The organism is Mesorhizobium alhagi CCNWXJ12-2, from assembly GCF_000236565.1.
Taxonomy (GTDB): domain Bacteria; phylum Pseudomonadota; class Alphaproteobacteria; order Rhizobiales; family Rhizobiaceae; genus Allomesorhizobium; species Allomesorhizobium alhagi.
Genome location: NZ_AHAM01000118.1, coordinates 1 through 15,290, shown reverse-complemented (window position 1 = coordinate 15,290; position 15,290 = coordinate 1). Strand labels below are relative to the sequence as shown.

17 protein-coding genes and 1 tRNA gene are annotated in these 15,290 nt (G+C 64.4%); 7 read left to right on the top strand and 11 right to left on the bottom strand.

Annotated features, from left to right (window positions below; translation table 11 throughout):
* Positions 1-460 (bottom strand): competence/damage-inducible protein A (locus MAXJ12_RS13950; RefSeq protein ID WP_008836538.1); only part of this gene is annotated, 460 nt, incomplete at its 3' end.
* Between the two features lie 186 nt (positions 461-646).
* On the opposite strand from MAXJ12_RS13950, the gene wrbA reads away from it, so the two are divergent.
* The gene (gene wrbA / locus MAXJ12_RS13945) at positions 647-1,246 is read left to right on the top strand and encodes an NAD(P)H:quinone oxidoreductase type IV (RefSeq protein ID WP_008836537.1); all 600 of its coding nucleotides are present in this window, start codon (positions 647-649) and stop codon (positions 1,244-1,246) included.
* Positions 1,247-1,299: 53 nt separating this feature from the next.
* Here the strand turns inward: wrbA and MAXJ12_RS13940 are convergent, their stop codons facing one another.
* Positions 1,300-2,208, bottom strand: a complete 909-nt coding sequence (locus MAXJ12_RS13940) for a LysR family transcriptional regulator (protein ID WP_008836536.1) — start codon at positions 2,206-2,208, stop codon at positions 1,300-1,302.
* Positions 2,209-2,303: 95 nt separating this feature from the next.
* On the opposite strand from MAXJ12_RS13940, the gene MAXJ12_RS13935 reads away from it, so the two are divergent.
* The 6 genes from MAXJ12_RS13935 (at position 2,304) to MAXJ12_RS13910 (ending at position 6,435) form a co-directional block, all read left to right on the top strand.
* Positions 2,304-2,927: a glutathione S-transferase gene (locus MAXJ12_RS13935; RefSeq protein ID WP_008836535.1), complete on the top strand. Its 624-nt coding sequence runs from the start codon at positions 2,304-2,306 to the stop codon at positions 2,925-2,927.
* A gap of 7 nt (positions 2,928-2,934) precedes the next feature.
* Entirely contained in the window at positions 2,935-3,858 is a 924-nt protein-coding gene (locus tag MAXJ12_RS13930; protein ID WP_008836534.1) for a pyridoxamine 5'-phosphate oxidase family protein, read from the top strand.
* A 148-nt stretch (positions 3,859-4,006) separates the two neighbouring features.
* Positions 4,007-4,999 (top strand): alpha/beta hydrolase, encoded by a 993-nt coding sequence (locus MAXJ12_RS13925; RefSeq protein WP_008836533.1) that lies wholly within the window; start codon positions 4,007-4,009, stop codon positions 4,997-4,999.
* Positions 5,000-5,067: 68 nt separating this feature from the next.
* Positions 5,068-5,152, top strand: a tRNA-Leu gene (locus MAXJ12_RS13920).
* A gap of 721 nt (positions 5,153-5,873) precedes the next feature.
* A complete protein-coding gene (locus MAXJ12_RS38830) occupies positions 5,874-6,164 on the top strand; it encodes a hypothetical protein (RefSeq protein ID WP_244421493.1) in 291 nt (96 codons plus the stop codon).
* Between the two features lie 55 nt (positions 6,165-6,219).
* Positions 6,220-6,435 (top strand): hypothetical protein, encoded by a 216-nt coding sequence (locus MAXJ12_RS13910; protein WP_008836531.1) that lies wholly within the window; start codon positions 6,220-6,222, stop codon positions 6,433-6,435.
* Positions 6,436-6,771: 336 nt separating this feature from the next.
* On the opposite strand, the gene MAXJ12_RS13905 is transcribed toward MAXJ12_RS13910, so the two are convergent.
* The 9 genes from MAXJ12_RS13905 to MAXJ12_RS13865 all read right to left on the bottom strand — a co-directional run bounded on the left by MAXJ12_RS13905 (position 6,772) and on the right by MAXJ12_RS13865 (position 15,179).
* Entirely contained in the window at positions 6,772-7,788 is a 1,017-nt protein-coding gene (locus MAXJ12_RS13905) for a formate dehydrogenase subunit gamma (RefSeq protein WP_008836530.1), read from the bottom strand.
* Between the two features lie 40 nt (positions 7,789-7,828).
* The gene (gene fdh3B / locus MAXJ12_RS13900) at positions 7,829-8,425 is read right to left on the bottom strand and encodes a formate dehydrogenase FDH3 subunit beta (protein ID WP_008836529.1); all 597 of its coding nucleotides are present in this window, start codon (positions 8,423-8,425) and stop codon (positions 7,829-7,831) included.
* Positions 8,426-8,438: 13 nt separating this feature from the next.
* A complete protein-coding gene (locus MAXJ12_RS13895; RefSeq protein ID WP_008836528.1) occupies positions 8,439-11,351 on the bottom strand; it encodes a formate dehydrogenase subunit alpha in 2,913 nt (970 codons plus the stop codon).
* 7 nt (positions 11,352-11,358) lie between these two features.
* A complete protein-coding gene (locus MAXJ12_RS13890) occupies positions 11,359-11,577 on the bottom strand; it encodes a formate dehydrogenase (protein ID WP_008836527.1) in 219 nt (72 codons plus the stop codon).
* 51 nt (positions 11,578-11,628) lie between these two features.
* A complete protein-coding gene (locus tag MAXJ12_RS13885; RefSeq protein ID WP_040586282.1) occupies positions 11,629-12,300 on the bottom strand; it encodes a TorD/DmsD family molecular chaperone in 672 nt (223 codons plus the stop codon).
* Between the two features lie 105 nt (positions 12,301-12,405).
* The gene (locus tag MAXJ12_RS34425; protein ID WP_008836525.1) at positions 12,406-13,101 is read right to left on the bottom strand and encodes a DUF3306 domain-containing protein; all 696 of its coding nucleotides are present in this window, start codon (positions 13,099-13,101) and stop codon (positions 12,406-12,408) included.
* Entirely contained in the window at positions 13,098-13,610 is a 513-nt protein-coding gene (locus tag MAXJ12_RS13875) for a DUF3305 domain-containing protein (protein WP_008836524.1), read from the bottom strand. Before MAXJ12_RS13875 ends, MAXJ12_RS34425 begins: the two co-directional genes overlap by 4 nt.
* A 13-nt stretch (positions 13,611-13,623) precedes the next feature.
* The gene (locus MAXJ12_RS13870; RefSeq protein WP_008836523.1) at positions 13,624-14,640 is read right to left on the bottom strand and encodes a DUF6352 family protein; all 1,017 of its coding nucleotides are present in this window, start codon (positions 14,638-14,640) and stop codon (positions 13,624-13,626) included.
* Positions 14,637-15,179, bottom strand: coding sequence for a DUF6505 family protein (locus MAXJ12_RS13865; protein WP_008836522.1), 543 nt, complete (start codon positions 15,177-15,179; stop codon positions 14,637-14,639). The genes MAXJ12_RS13870 and MAXJ12_RS13865 overlap by 4 nt, the downstream gene beginning before the upstream one ends.
* Positions 15,180-15,290 lie beyond the last annotated feature (111 nt).

Genomic DNA, 15,290 nt, shown 5'->3' with positions numbered 1-15,290 from the left:
CCGCCCCCCCCGCCATGACATGGACATTGCCGATGCGGAAACCCGGCGCGATCGAGACCGGATTGTCGATGTGCTCCGCCCCGCGCGGCATGCGCGCCATTCGCTTGCGCGCATCGGTGAACTCCATGGCGCGCTGGGCGTAGCTCTCCTCCAGCATCGCATAGGCCTTTGCATCATATTCGCACGGCACGCCGAAGGCCTTTGAGACGGCGTCGGCGGTGATGTCGTCATGCGTGGGGCCGATGCCGCCGGTGGTGAAGACATAGGTGTAGCGCGCCCGCAACGCGTTGATCGCGGCGACGATCTCATCCTCCTCGTCCGGCACGATGCGGACTTCCTTCAGGTCGATGCCGATGGCGGTCATGATGTCAGCGAGGTGGCCGATATTGCGGTCCTTGGTGCGTCCGGACAGGATCTCGTCGCCGATGACGACCATTGCGGCGGTTACGATTTCGGCCATCGGGGAAACTCCGGGAAGGGACAACCTGCAGATACAGGCGTCACGCAAGCTCGGCAATGGGTACTGAACTGTGAACGATCTGTCCGCATTAGTGACGTTTCCAATGAACGAATGCGCCATTACGTGGTTGTGGCCGGCGCGCTCGTCAGAGCGCCGGTTGAAATTTCAAAACCACGGAGAATTGCGATGGCGAAGGTACTGGTGCTCTATTATTCGAGCTGGGGCCACATGGAGCAGATGGCGAAGGCGGCGGCCGAGGGCGCGCGCGAAGCCGGTGCGGACGTGACCATCAAGCGCGTTCGCGAACTCGTCCCCGAGGCTGTCGCCAAGGCGGCCTATTACAAGCTCGACCAGGAAGCGCCGATCGCCGAGCCGCTCGAACTCGCCGATTACGACGCGATCATCGTCGGCGCGTCCACGCGCTACGGCGCGATGGCGTCGCAGCTGAAGAATTTCTGGGATCAGACCGGCCCGCTCTGGGCCAAGGGCGCACTGCTCAACAAGGTCGGCTCGGTGATGGTGTCGACCGCGACCCAGCACGGCGGCGCCGAACTCGCGCTGCTTTCGACCCAGGCCATGCTGCAGCACCACGGCATGATCATCGTGCCTTTGTCCTATGCCTATCAGGGCCAGTCGGGCAACGACGTCGTGCGCGGCGGCGCGCCCTATGGCATGACGACGACTTCGGACAGCGACGGCTCGCGCCAGCCTTCGGCGCAGGAACTGGAAGGCGCAAAATTCCAGGGCAAGCGCGTCGCCGAGATCGCGGCCAGGCTGCACGGCTGATTTTCTTGCCGGATCAATGTTTTGCGGGCGGCTCTTCAGCCGCCCGTTCTGCATCAAGTTGCGGCCGACGGCCGGATGACCGCCAGATCCTGGAAAGTGGCGGCGGCGTGGTCGAGAAACGCGCGGACCTTGGCCGGCATATGCGGGCCGCTGCGCGCGACGAGCTGCACGGGCAAAGGCGGCGGCTCGAACTCGGCGAGCAGGCGCACCAGCGAGCCCGCCGCCAGATCGTCGGCCACCTGATAGGACAGGAACCGGGCTATGCCGCGGCCGGCCCTGGCTGCCAGAAGCTGCGATTCCACATCATTGACCAGCAGCCGCGGCGACAGCCGCACCACCGGGCCGCGCGCCGTCGGGCCGAATCGCCATTCCCGGGCGTCCGACCGCAACGGATGGTAAATCGTGTCGAGGCCCGCTAGATCGGCCGGTTTTTGAGGCGCGCCGTGTCTTTCGACATAGTCCGGACTTGCGACCACGAAGCGCCGCACCTCGCCGACCCGCCGCATGAGCAGCGTCGAGTCCGAGAGATTGCCGATGCGGATCGCGACGTCGAGGCCTTCCTCGATCAGGTCGAGATTGCGGTCGTTGAGGACGAGTTCGACCTGGATCTCGGAAAACGCGTCGAGGAACGACGTGACCACCGGGGCGACGTGGCGGCGTCCGAACTGCACCGGGGCGGTAACCCGCAGCAGGCCGCGAAGCGGCGTGCCGGCGATGCCCGACAGCATGCGGTCGTAGTCGGCGAGCAGGAGGCGGGCGCGCTCGGCAAGCGCGCGGCCGGCCTCGGTCGGCGACAGGCGCCGCGTCGTGCGCTCGACGAGGCGCGCGCCGGCATGGTCTTCCAGTGCCGCCAGCGCGCGGCTCACGGCCGGCGGCGAGCGCCGCAGCCGGCGGGCGGCGACGGCCAGGCTGCCGCCGTCGATGACCGCGACAAAGATCGCAAGCTCGTCCAGCCGGTCCATGGATTATTCCGCAATCTGAAATTCTGACTTTCGCAAATACCAGATTGATGCCGGAAGCGGCAAGGATAGAGTAGCGCGAACGAAGGAGATCGCCCATGAGCCAACCCGCAATCACCCTCCACGGCATCGAACTGTCCGGCCATACGCACCGCGTCGAGCTGATGCTTCTGATGCTCGGCCTGCCTTTCCGCTTTTCGCCGGCGCCGGCGGACGTGCGCCGCACCGAAGCCTTCCTGAAGCTCAATCCGCTCGGCCAGATCCCGGTCCTCGAGGATGGCGACCTGGTGCTCACCGACAGCAACGCCATCCTGGTCTACCTGGCCAGGCGCTACGCGCCGGAGAGCAACTGGCTGCCCGATGAGCCTGTTGCCGCGGCACAGGTGCAGCGCTGGCTGTCGATAGCGGCCGGCGAATTGCGCTATGGCCCGGCGGCGGCGCGGGTGATGGCTCTGTTCGGCGCTCCCGGCGACCGGGAAGCCTGCCATGCAATCGGCGCGCGCGTGCTGACTTTCATGGAGAACCATCTCGCCGGCCGCGAATGGCTGGCGGCGGAGCATCCGACGATCGCCGACCTCGCCTGCTATTCTTATGTCGCGCATGCGCCGGAAGGCGGCATCATGCTGGAACCTTATCCTGCGGTCCGCGGATGGCTGCGCCGGGTCGAGGCGCTGCCGAATTTCAAGCCGTTGCCGGCGTCGCCTATCCCGCAGGTCGCGTGAGGCCGATATGGACGCCTCACCCTTTCACCCGGATGAACTCACCGCCCAGGCGCTGGCCGGCGTAGGTTCAGGCGGCGGCGGCATTCGCGGCTTCATGCCCGACCAGCACCGCAGCTTCTTCGCACTGCTGCCCTATCTGTTCGCCGGCGTGGCGGACAAGGAGGGGTGGCCGCTGGCGACGATGCTGAGCGGCGCGCCGGGTTTTGCCCATTCCCCCGATCCGGTGACGCTCCGAATCGATGCGCTGCCGGACGGCCGGGATCCGGCGGCAGACGGGTTTGCAGCCGGGCGCGATATCGCCATATTGGGCATCGACCTGTCGACGCGCCGGCGCAACCGCGCCAATGGCAGCATTGCGGAAATGGATTCCGGCGGGCTGACGGTCGCGATCCGCCAGAGCTTCGGCAATTGCCCGCAATACATACAGGGCCGGACGGTTGACGTCGCCGGGCGTCGGCCCGCCGACACGGAGCTGCTTTCCGGCCTCGACGGCGAGGCGCGGGCGATGATCGCGCGGGCCGACACCTTCTTCGTCGCCTCGCGCTCGCGGCCCGCAGCCGGTGACGCCGGCGGGCCGGACATATCGCATCGCGGCGGCAGGCCGGGCTTCGTCGATGTCTCGGGCGACACGCTTACGATCCCGGATTTTCGCGGCAACCGCTATTTCAATACGCTTGGCAATCTTTTGGGCGAGCCTCGCGCCGGGCTGCTGTTCATCGACTTCGAGCGCGGCGACCTGCTGCAACTGCAGGGGACCGTCGAGGTCGACTGGAGCGGCGAGGCCGGCCGGATGATCGAAGGCGCCGAGCGCATGTGGCGTTTCCATGTGGCGCGCGGCTGGCGCCGCCGGGCAGCCACGCCGCTAAAGTGGTCGTTCGTCGACTATTCGCCGTTCACCGAGCGTACCGGCGCCTGGCGCAAGGCAGGCTGAGGCCGGTCCGCGCCTATACCAGCCGAGAAGGGCAGGGAGCTGGGGCCGGTGCTTCTGGCGCTGAAGCGTTGGGGCGAGGAGCAAACCTGATTGTACCGACCTCGGCGGGCCGCTAAAGAAGCCGGCGGCAACCAGTACGAGGGCTGGAATGACGGTGCTTTGGTTTCTCCTTTATCTGGCGCTGGCCGCCGTGGCGCTGGCCATCGCCTATGTGCTCTATCTCGTCATCGCCACGCAGAGGATCGCGCGCAACGCGGAGCGGACGGTTCCACCTACGGGAAAGTTCGTCGAAATCGGCGGCAACCGGCTGCATTACGTCGAGGCGGGCGAGGGGCGGCCGATTCTTTTCCTGCACGGGCTTGGCGCGCAGCTTCATCAGTTCCGTCAGCCGCTGTTTGCCGCGCTCAGTCCCGACTACCGGCTCATCGCAGTCGACCGTCCAGGTTCCGGCTATTCGACCCGCGCGCCGGGCGCCACGGGGCGGCTCAACGAGCAGGCGGATGTGATCGCCAGCTTCATCAAGGCGCTCGGCCTGGAGAAGCCGCTGGTCGTCGGCCATTCGCTTGGAGGCGCCGTGGCGCTGGCGCTCGCGCTCAAGCGTCCCGACCTGATTTCCGGCCTGGCGCTGCTTTCGCCGCTGACCCAAGCCTATGAAACCGTGCCGCCGGCCTTTCAGCCGCTCTACATACGCTCGCGGATAAAGCGGATGATCCTGGCGCACACCGTCGCCGTGCCGACGGCCCAGAAATACGCGCAGCAGACGCTCGCCTTTATCTTCGGCCCGCAATCCGTGCCAGCCGACTACATGACCGAGGGTGGCGGCATGATCGGCCTGCGGCCCAGCCATTTTTATGCGACCTGCACCGATTTCGTCGCGATGGAACAGGATCTGCGCGAGATCCAGAAGCGCTACGGTGAAATCAGCATGCCGGCGGGGCTGATGTTCGGAACCGCGGACCAGGTGCTCGACCCACAGACGCAGGGGCTTTCCATGCGCGGCAGGATCGACGGGCTGGAGATTGAAATGGTCGAAAGCATGGGCCACATGCCGCAATATGCCGAGACCGGGCGGGTCATCGCCTTTATCAGGCGGATCGCCGACAAGGCGTTTGCCCTTGCTCCCGGCGGGGCGCTGCTCTAGGCACTGGTTGTTAGCCGCATGATCTTATCGGAAAAGTCTGCAACTTTTCGGGATCATGTTCTAATCAAGCGGACGTGGCGGAACTGGTAGACGCAAGGGACTTAAAATCCCTCGGGCTTGCCCGTCCGGGTTCGATCCCCGGCGTCCGCACCAGCAAATGCTTTTCATCGTATTTGCTCGCACACAATGCGCAAAACAGTTTGATGGTAGAGCCCAATAGGTCCATCTTGCCCGCCGACGCGGCCGAAACTAACGGCTAGGCCTTGCATCCACGGATCGTTCGGGCACACTCGGCGTTCAGGTACAAACGACAAGCGGGGCGGGTTTTCATTAGGGAGGAGCCTAACCGATGAGAACATTCATCCTAGCAGGAATCTTCGCCCTGTCGGCGTCAACTTCGCTGGCCCAGACGGGCACGGCGCCAGAGCCAGCTGCGCCGGCGGCCCCGGCTCCTGAGACCGCAACACCGGCTCCTCCCGCGGCTGCAGCGCCAGCCGATCCGGCCGCCACTCAGGCTGGAACCGGGCAACCGGCCAATCTTTGCCAGGAACTCCTCGCCTTCGTGCGGGAGAACCAACCCGAAGCCGCTGCGCCGGCGGACGCACCCGCTACGGCGGCGGCCCCGGATGAGCCCTCGAAAGAAGCTGACGGAGCGAGCGGAACCGCGGACGCGCCGGCGCAACCCGCGGATGATGACGCGGCGGCAGCCGGTGAAGAGACCGCCACGGCTGGGGAGAATTCTTCGCCGGCTTCAGGCGAGGCCGTTCCACCGCGAGCGCCCTCCGAGAGCGGTTCGGCGCAGGACGTCTCCGGGCAAAGCGGTCCGGCGCACGAGTCGCCGGAACCGAATACCGAGAAGGCAGCGCAAGGCAATGTGGACAATGCGCCGCAAACTTCCAGCCTGAGTGCGCCCGTACCGGTGGATGCCACAGCGGAGGAAGACGTTTCGCTGAGCCTCGCCAGTGCCGAGGAACTTGCCGGCGCCAATGACATCGCGGCGTGCCAGGATGCGGCCAGGAAGCTCAGGCTGGCCGGCGCCCCCATGCCTGAGCCGCTGCTCGCGCTGACGGCGCTTGATCTGCAATATCAAGGACAGGCAAACGAGGCGCAATCTCCGGCCGCGGCGCCGGAAGCTCCAGCGCAGCAAACGCAGCCGCAGCAATAACAGATGCTCCGGCACGGGCGGGGCGCTTCGCGTTGTAGAAGAAGGGAGAAGCCGGATGGGTATGATACTGACGGGAATCGTTGTGGCCATCGCGATCGCGATCGGCGCCGGCTATTTCATGAACGCGGAGCAGAGGCCGTCCTGGGAGGTCTACAGCACGCCCAGTTCCCGCGTAGGAGACCCGGGCCACAATCTTGTAGGCACCGGTTGGACGGGAGAGCCCGAAAGTGGGGCGGTCGCCGCAGCCGAGCCGGAGGAACCCTCCTCCTAGATCGTGATGAATCGAGGCGGAAATCGGCCGTCCCGCTCGTGGTTCGACCCCTTCGGCAAGCTCAGGGCTCACCATGAGGGTGAAAGCAAGGTCGCGCTCCTAAAGCATTGGTATTGGCTAATGAGTTGATGTCGCGAGTGAGCGCGAACAGAAGCCTCATGGTGAGCCCTGAGCTTGCCGAAGGGTCGAACCACGAGGCGGACGCCGTGCACATCCCGGTTCAATCTTATTGGCGCTAGCGCGATTCTCGATGCGAACAAACCTCGTCTGCGCCGGTTGACCCGCCCTTTCCTCGAACCAGCGCTCCGGGTGCCGCGTGGTCACAGAGTAAGAATGCTATTCGGCCGGTGTAGGCGCCGGCTGAGACGGTTCGGTTTTCGCGCCTTGCTTCTCCACCCAGACGCTGTGGTGCTCCTTGGCCCAGTTGAGGTCGACGGTGCCTGAGCCCATCGCCTCGTAGGCGCCTTCCATGCCGAGAGTGCCGATATAGATATGAGCGATGATCACGGCCACCATCAGCACGCCGACTATGGCGTGGATCGTCTGGGCCAACTGCATGCCGTTCACATCGGCGTAGGCGAACGGGAACAGCATGAAGAGCCCCGAAACGGTAAGGGCGATACCGCCGATGATCACCGACCAGAAAATGAGCTTCTGACCCGCGTTGAACCGGGCAGCCGGAGGATGCGTCCTGTTCGACTTGTCGAAAAAGCCGCCGCCGACCCTGAGCCACTGGCCGTCGTAGCGGTCGGGAAGGTTGTCCCAGACCCACAGGACCAACATGACCAGAATGCCGAGCATGAACGCCCAGGAGAAGAAGTCATGGGTATATTTCGCCCATTGCGACCATGCGGAAAAGGCATCGGGCCCTATCAGCGGCATCAGCAGCCGCTTGCCGAAAACGAAGTTCAGGCCGGTGATCGCCAGCACGATGAAGGCGGTCGCCGTCACCCAGTGCGTCAAGCGTTCGATAGTGTTAAAACGCACGACCTTGACGCCCGATTCCGGCGAACGCATGCGGATACGGCCCCTGACGAAATAGAACAGCCCGAGCAGGAGGAGTATCCCGATTATGGCGATGCCGCCGATCCAGGGCAGGGCGCCTTCGTGGAAGCTGCGGAAATCGCGGCCACGCGGCTGTTCCAACGTTGCGGCCTTCGCGTCCGGTATGCTGACGCGACCCTGGATCCTGTTCAGTTCCTCAAGAAGTTGCTGCTCGTTCACCGCCTGCGCGGTGGGATTGCTCCCCGATAACCCTTCCTGCGCTCCTGCCGGAGCGACGAGCAGACCGAAAGCCAGAACGACGGCGGCGAGAACTGGCCCGATTGGCCGAACGCGCTTCAAGACCTGCATTTCTCAACCCTCCGTGGCTCTTTTAGGAGTCAGCCCTTCGTCAGACCGTGATCGTTTCCCGATAGGCCGTCTGCCAGCCCCAGGCTCCCGAACCGTAGCCGCGCTGCGTCACCCGCTCCTTGTAGATCGCCGCGATGATCTCGCCGTCGCCAGCCAGGAGCGACTTGGTCGAGCACATTTCGGCGCAAAGCGGCAGCTTGCCTTCGGCCAGCCGGTTGGCTCCGTATTTGGCATATTCGATCTCGGTGGAGTCCGCTTCCGGGCCTGCGGCGCAGAAGGTGCATTTGTCCATCTTGCCGCGCGAACCGAAATTGCTGACGCGCGGATATTGCGGCGCTCCGAAGGGGCAGGCGTAGAAGCAGTATCCGCACCCGATGCACAGATCCTTCGAGTGCAGGACCACCGCGTCGGCGGTCGTATAGAAGCAGTCGACCGGGCACACCGCCGCGCAAGGCGCATCGGTGCAATGCATGCATGCCATCGAGACGGAACGTTCGCCCGGCTTGCCGTCATTGATGGTGACGACACGACGCCGATTGATGCCCCAAGGCACATCGTGCTCGTTCTTGCAGGCGGTGACGCAGGCGTTGCACTCGATGCAGCGGTCGGCGTCACAAAGGAATTTCATCCTGGCCATTTTTTCCTCCCACTCACGCCGCCTGGACCTGGCACAGCGTAACCTTAGGCTCCTGCATGTTCGTCACGGGATCGTAACCGTAGGTGGTGATCGAGTTGGCGCTTTCGCCAAGCACGTATGGGTCCGTGCCCTCGGGATAGTTGGCCCGCAGGTCCTCGCCCTGGAACCAGCCGCCGAAGTGGAATGGCATGAAGGTCACGCCCCTGCCGACACGCTCCGTTACCAGGGCCTTTACCCGCGCCCGGGAATTGTTCTCGGCGCCGGTCACCCACACCCAGCCGCCGTCGGAGATGCCGCGCTCGTTAGCGTCCGCCGGGTTGATCTCCAGGAACATCTCCTGCTGCAACTCGGCCAGCCATCTGTTCGACCGCGTTTCCTCGCCGCCGCCCTCGTATTCGACCAGCCGGCCCGAGGTGAGGATCAACGGGAAATCTTTGGCGATGCCCTTTTCGATGGCCGCCTGCTGCACCGTGAAGCCCATGTTCGGCACCCGGAACTGCATGGCGTCGGGAAGGGTCGGATACTTTTCGACCAGATCCACCCGGGGCGTATAGATCGGCTCGCGGTGGGTGGGGATGGGATCGGGCAGGTTCCACGCAACCGCGCGTGCCTTGCCGTTGCCATAGGGATGGCAGCCGTGGCTAAGCACGACACGCTGGATGCCGCCGGAAAGATCGGTTGACCACGAGACTTTGTCGATGTCGCTGCCGATCTTCTCGATGACGCCGCGCTCCTCCGCCGTCAGATCGGCGTCCCAGCCGAGCTTCTTCAGGACGGCCATGGTGAATTCCGGATAGCCGTCGGTTAGCTCCGAGCCTTTCGTGTAGGATCCTTCCGCCAGAAGGGTCTCGCCATTCCGCTCCACGCCAAAGCGCGCGCGGAACGGGCTGCCGCCATCCATGACGTGCAGATCCGGATTATAGAGGTTCGGAGTGCCGGGATGGCGCAGTTCCGGCTTGCCCCAGCATGGCCACGGCAGGCCGTAATAGTCGCCGCCGACTTCCGGATCGTCCTTCGGTGCGCGCAATGTCACCAGATCGAACTTGTGCTGGTTCTTCATATGCGCTTTGAGCCGCTCGGGCGACTGACCGCAATAACCTGTCGACCAGCCGCCGCGATTCATCTCGCGCAGCACGTCCTCGGGCACCGGGCGGTCATCCTCGACGGCGATGTTCTTGAACATCTGCTCGGCAACACCGAGCTTCTGCGCCAGGCGATAGATGACTTGGTAATCGTCCTTCTGCTCGAATGAGGGCGCGACGATCTGCTCGCCCCATTGGATCGAGCGGTTGGAGGCGACGCGCGAGCCTGATGTCTCGAACTGCGTGCATACCGGCAGGAGATACATGTTGTCCGTGCGTCCCGCCTGGACGGCAAGCGAGGCCCAGGTGGTGGGATGCGGGTCGGCCACCACCAGGAGGTCGAGCTTTGACAGCCCTTTCATGGATTCGGGGATACGCGTGATGCTGTTGCTTGCGTGGCCCTGGACGAACATGGCCCGCACGGTGTCCCTCTGTTCGACCTCGTCTTTCGGCAGCGATGTCGCGTCGAACCACCGCGTCAGCGGAATGCCCGGCGTTTCCATGATCTCCTTGGAGTCGAACCGCGCCAGCAGGTCCTCATAGCTGACCTCCCAGACCCGCGCCCAATGGTTCCAGGCGCCTTCCGTCAGGCCGTAATAGAAGGGCAGGGTGACCACATCGAGCCCGATATCGGTCGCCCCCTGCACATTGTCGTGGCCGCGGAAAATGTTGGCGCCCGTTCCGGGCTTGCCGACATTGCCGGTGGCCAGGCACAGGATGCAGCTTGCGCGCACATTGGCGGTGCCGACCGTGTGCTGCGTCTGGCCCATGCACCAGATAAGCGTGGCCGGCTTCTGTGTGGCGAACAGCTCGGCGACGCGCTTCAATTGCTCGCCGGGCACGCCGGAAATGCGTTCCACCTCGTCCGGCGGGTATTTCTCGACCTCCTTGCGGATCTCGTCCATGCCGTAGACGCGCTGGGCAATGAACTCCTTGTCCTCCCAGCCGTTCTGGAAGATGTGCCAGAGCATGCCCCACAGCACCGCTATGTCGGTGCCCGACCGCAGACGCACATATTCGGTTGCGTGCGCGGCGGTGCGGGTGAAGCGCGGATCGATGACGACGAAGTTGGCGTGGTTGAGCTCCTTGCCCTCCAGGAGGTGCTGCAAGGAGATGGGATGCGCCTCCGCCGGATTGCCGCCCATGATGATCATGGTCTTTGAATTGCGGATGTCGTTGAAGGAGTTCGTCATCGCGCCGTAGCCCCAGGTGTTGGCCACGCCGGAGACGGTCGTCGAATGGCAGATGCGCGCTTGGTGATCCTGATTGTTGGTTCCCCAGAAGGCGGCGAGCTTGCGGAACAGGTAGGTGCCTTCGTTGGAAAACTTGGCTGAGCCCATCCAGTAGACGGAATCCGGGCCCGAGGCCTCCCGGATCTCCATCATCTTGTCGCCGATCTCATTGATCGCGTCGTCCCAGGAGGTGCGCTCCCATCGGCCGCCGACGAGCTTCATCGGGTATTTCAGCCGGCGGTCGCTGTGAACGAGTTCGCGCACGCTCGCGCCTTTGGCGCAATGGGAGCCACGGTTGATCGGGCTATCCCACGAAGGCTCCTGACCGGTCCAAACCCCGTTTTGGACTTCGGCGGTAACCGTGCAGCCGACTGCGCAATGCGTACAGATGCTTTTCTTGAGTTCTATGGGCTCGCCCGGTTGCGGCGGACTGATGGCCGCGGCCTTCTGAACCGTGCCGAGCTGGAACGAACCGATTGCAGCCATTCCGCCAACGGCGAGACCGGAGCGGCGAAGGAACGTTCGCCGGTCGATGGGAGCGGAGGCGACCGTCCCCATCAGCGTCTGCAATCTTGTGCGGCCCGCTTGGCCGCTCTTGCGCTTGGTCAGCATGGCGCCCTCACTTCTTCAACGTCTCATAACCGTTCACACGGTAGAATGCCTTGACGTGCTCGGTCTCCTGATAGCGGGTCCCCGTCTCCTCCTTGCCAGGATCATAGGCTTGCGCTTCGTCGGGAGCGAGCGTCACCGCGGCGGCTGCCACGGCAGTCGCGGACGCGCCGCCGAAAGCGCCAAGGAATTTGCGGCGATTCATCGCCGCCTGTCGATTTTCCTGCATCTGCCATCCTCCCTATTCGGCGCGATCAGGCCAGCTCGGTGCTGTGTATCGTCACGAGCTTCGTCGCACCTCCATGGCGAAGCCTTCGGCTTCGATGTCGATGAATATCCGTCCCAACGCACCCACTGCCCGGTAAAACCTGGCGGACGCCGCGTTTTCCAGGTCGGCGAAGAAGCGGCCTGCCCATGGGGCAATGTGCCGTTCAAAGAAGTCCTGCTCCTCGCCGGCCGGAATCACGAAATGTGTGGCCGCGAAGCCGCTCATGATCTCGCAGAGCGTGCCGAGATGATCTTCCGGGTCGAAATGGCCTTCCGCGCGTTCAAGGCCGAGGCGCTTCATATCCCCGCGCAGACGGGCAAGCGGCCGTTCATTGAGGAAGCCGGTCAGGTAGTATGATGCGTAGGGAAGGAGTTCGCCGCGCCCAACTCCGATGAAAAGCTCGGAATATTCGCGGCGGACCGCCTCCGGGGAGGCCGAAGCCGCGGCCTGTCCGAGCGCGGCGTGAGCCAAGCCGAGCGGCGTCCTAGTGTCGTCTTGCAAGCGGGAAAGCCGCGAGAGGAGGTCCGCATCCGGAGCGGCCAGGAGAAGCGTGGCGAGCAGCGCGTATTCATCCGCGCGTGCGCTGTTCACGTCGTCGACATCAGCAATGTTTACGCCGGGAAGCAGAGGGTCAGCTCCGCCCGACGTTCCGATTGCCTCCTCCTGGCTCAAGTCTGGGTTCATCTTCTGACCTCGACCATGCCGCTCAACGAGTGGGTAAAATGGATACTAGCCCCCCAGCGGGCGATTGCAACAACAACTGCGCCAAAACCGGCCAACCTGCCCGAATCAATGAGGTAAGGCGCCTCCATGACGTCGCTGGCGGTTGATCTGCGATGATTCCGCGCCGCTGGCGGCTTCCTCGCGGTTGGTGGCGATTTCGGTTCGGTCGGGCAAAGGTGATTCGGAGCTTGCTGGGTCGATCGAGCCGTCCGGCGTGACAGCCTCAGAGCCGTCGGGCGAGGCGTTCGCGTCTTCGTCCGCCAAGACGGTGGTCGGAGATGCCTTCTCCGGCACCTCCGGGGCAGCTGCCGCGCGTTCTGGATCGGCCGGGTTGCCGCCACTCGTCGACAGGAAATCGACGACGGATTTGCTGGCTGCTTTTAGCGGGCCGAAACCCGCCATCGAGCCCGGTGTATTGAAGTCCCAGGCATATTCGGAAGGCCCGACATAGTCGCGGATTGCCGGATCGAGCGACCACATCCTGCGCAATGCGGCACTCTTCAACATTTTGGGCACGCCTTTGCGCAAGAAGGCTGAAAGGTCGCTTTGGGCCGTCAAGTCCTCGATGCGGGGGAGGGGTTCGGCAGGCGCGGCGACCTCCGGCTCCACCGCTGCATGCTGCTCCGCGACGCGATCGGCATCCGCTGGCGCAATTGCGTCAGGCGCAAGCTGGTCCTTCTCCGGCTCCGCAGCCTCGTTGGACCGCGCCGCCCGTTTACGGCGCGACCAGCGAGCGAAGACATTGTCGTTTCCCGCGCTCATTCGGCATCATCCATCGATCCGGAACGAGGACCCCGCCTCGCCAGAGCATTTGTGTCCGCCCGATCGCGCTGGCGCTTGACGAAAGGGCGCTCGACGTGATGCGTCTCGACGAAGGCGGCCAGCCATTGTCGAAGCTCGATCGGCATCGGGACGGCTTCGATGATGTCGGTGCCAGCCTCCGTCAGCGACTCGGCTTCGAAAGGATCGGCGGTCACCAAGTGCAGCACAACTCCGGGTGGAGCTTCGGTCGACCGGAGCGCGATCCAGAGGCTGGGCCGCCCCGAACGGAGGTTGTCTCGGTACATGCCCGTGTCGGACCCGAAGAGCTCGAGCTCGAAGGCTCCGGCATAGAAGCGCGTCAGGCCGTCGGTTTCGTGCAGCACCGTCCATGGCGCCGCGGTCGGCGCGCCCGCCAGCACGGCCACAGGCATCCAGACATGGTCGATCCAGGGATTGTCCAGAGCCCGTCGCTCGACGATCACTCCAACTTCCGCCGTCTCCCGAACCATGCGCCGTTTCCTCCTAGTTCATCGTCCCCATGGCGCGAAACGGCAGGCCTGCGATGAGGTTCTGCGGCTTCATGCGGATCGTTCGGTCGGGTGTCATGGCCATTATGAGCCAGACGGGCCTGGCGCCCACGTCCGGCTGGACTTCGCCCAAATCGATGAAGGTGAGCCGGAACAGTGCAATGACGCGCTGTGCCGTCTCCGGGTCGAGTTCCTTGCCAGCCCAGAGCGCATTGCCAATGCGGGTCGCTTCAGCGTCGAGGCCGACGAACCAGGCCCAGTCCTCGTCCTCGATCCGCTCCACCGGCTCGATCTCCACGTCCACGGCAAGAAGATGGCGGATCCAGATCTCCATTGCGCTTGCAAGGCCGCGCCGGGCCGGGCTCCCGGCGCCGCCCAGCTTGAGCACCATGTCGAAAGCGTCGCTCCTGGCGAAGTAGCCCTCGGAATTCTTCTCGTCGAGTATTTCGAGTTCCGTGACAGCCGGGCCTCCAAGCATGTTGAGGAGCGGAGAGGCGTGGCGGTTCTGTTCGTGCAGTTCGATGGTTTCGGCGTCGGCGAGAAGCACAGCGCCCTCATGGGAAGTCACGCGTTGCGGCCGATAAAACAGTTCGGCGGCTCGCAGGACGCAGGCGTCGTGCTGACCGTCCAGCGCATTGCGCAGGACGACCTGTGCAAGCTGGTTCATGAAGAGCGGCGGGATGTTATCTGCCGAGCCGCGCGCCAGCGCGAGATACGCGGCTTCGAGCGAGGGCGCGGCCAGCACATGGTCGCGAAAGGCGATCATGAACTCCCAGTTCTCGCGCGCATCCGGATCCTCCAAAGCGGCGATCTCCTCCTTCGCGACCGGCCGGCGCGGATGATGCATCAAAAGCTCGTGATGCAGGCGCAACTCCGCCTCGCAGGCTGATTCGGGCGGCAGTAGCTCGGGCCGCGCGAGATATGCCTTCAAAAAGGCGTCGGTCACGAGCAGGCGTCCGGCCCCATCGCGGTCGAGAAGGTGATGACCCGAGGAAACCCAGAAATCCTTCACTTCCGCCTCCCGGCAAGTGCAAGGAGATCGACTTTTTCCGTCGGCGCGTCTTCTTCCTCGATTTCGACGAAGCGGAATGCGGTTGCAGGCTCCAGCCGGCTCGCTTTGCGGTGCAGGGTCCGGAACGCTTCTCGCATGCCGGCGTGCTCGCTCGTGCGGTGGACCCCGATCAGCGTGTTTGGCGAGTGGTCGCACAGCGATTGCGCGAAGGCTATCTCCTCTTCGGCGGCGGCGCGCGCCGTTTCGATATCTGGCGCTCCGCACCGCACCACAAGCTGCTCGGCCAGTCGGTCGACGGCTGCGGCGCGATCCTGCGCGGTGGCATCCGTGACCACGACGAGCGTGGACCAGCCGAAGCTGTCGATACCGAGGAAACCAGCGCGAAACGCCTGCCGCTCCTTGCCGGACAGCTTGTCCAAGTCGGCGCCGTGGAACAGAAAGGCGCCGGTCACCGCCCATTCGCCTGGTTCGGCGGCGCGCGAATAGACAAAGGTATCCGAAGGATCGAGGCGGATCGTTCGCGGCAGCTTCAAAGCCATGGCGTTCCCGTTATCGGATCGAGCCAGGAGGGCGTGGCAAGCGCCACCGCAAGGCTTTTTCGCTCGGCGCGCCCATGAGACGCGTTCTGGGAAATCAGCAGATCGCCGTTG

Coding starts and splice junctions, on each gene's coding strand:
- wrbA (WP_008836537.1), top strand. CDS start 647: ATGGCGAAGGTACTGGTGCTCTATTATTCGAGCTGGGGCCACATGGAG.
- MAXJ12_RS13940 (WP_008836536.1), bottom strand. CDS start 2,208: ATGGACCGGCTGGACGAGCTTGCGATCTTTGTCGCGGTCATCGACGGC.
- MAXJ12_RS13935 (WP_008836535.1), top strand. CDS start 2,304: ATGAGCCAACCCGCAATCACCCTCCACGGCATCGAACTGTCCGGCCAT.
- MAXJ12_RS13930 (WP_008836534.1), top strand. CDS start 2,935: ATGGACGCCTCACCCTTTCACCCGGATGAACTCACCGCCCAGGCGCTG.
- MAXJ12_RS13925 (WP_008836533.1), top strand. CDS start 4,007: ATGACGGTGCTTTGGTTTCTCCTTTATCTGGCGCTGGCCGCCGTGGCG.
- MAXJ12_RS13910 (WP_008836531.1), top strand. CDS start 6,220: ATGGGTATGATACTGACGGGAATCGTTGTGGCCATCGCGATCGCGATC.
- MAXJ12_RS13905 (WP_008836530.1), bottom strand. CDS start 7,788: ATGCAGGTCTTGAAGCGCGTTCGGCCAATCGGGCCAGTTCTCGCCGCC.
- fdh3B (WP_008836529.1), bottom strand. CDS start 8,425: ATGGCCAGGATGAAATTCCTTTGTGACGCCGACCGCTGCATCGAGTGC.
- MAXJ12_RS13895 (WP_008836528.1), bottom strand. CDS start 11,351: ATGCTGACCAAGCGCAAGAGCGGCCAAGCGGGCCGCACAAGATTGCAG.
- MAXJ12_RS13890 (WP_008836527.1), bottom strand. CDS start 11,577: ATGCAGGAAAATCGACAGGCGGCGATGAATCGCCGCAAATTCCTTGGC.
- MAXJ12_RS13885 (WP_040586282.1), bottom strand. CDS start 12,300: ATGAACCCAGACTTGAGCCAGGAGGAGGCAATCGGAACGTCGGGCGGA.
- MAXJ12_RS34425 (WP_008836525.1), bottom strand. CDS start 13,101: ATGAGCGCGGGAAACGACAATGTCTTCGCTCGCTGGTCGCGCCGTAAA.
- MAXJ12_RS13875 (WP_008836524.1), bottom strand. CDS start 13,610: ATGGTTCGGGAGACGGCGGAAGTTGGAGTGATCGTCGAGCGACGGGCT.
- MAXJ12_RS13865 (WP_008836522.1), bottom strand. CDS start 15,179: ATGGCTTTGAAGCTGCCGCGAACGATCCGCCTCGATCCTTCGGATACC.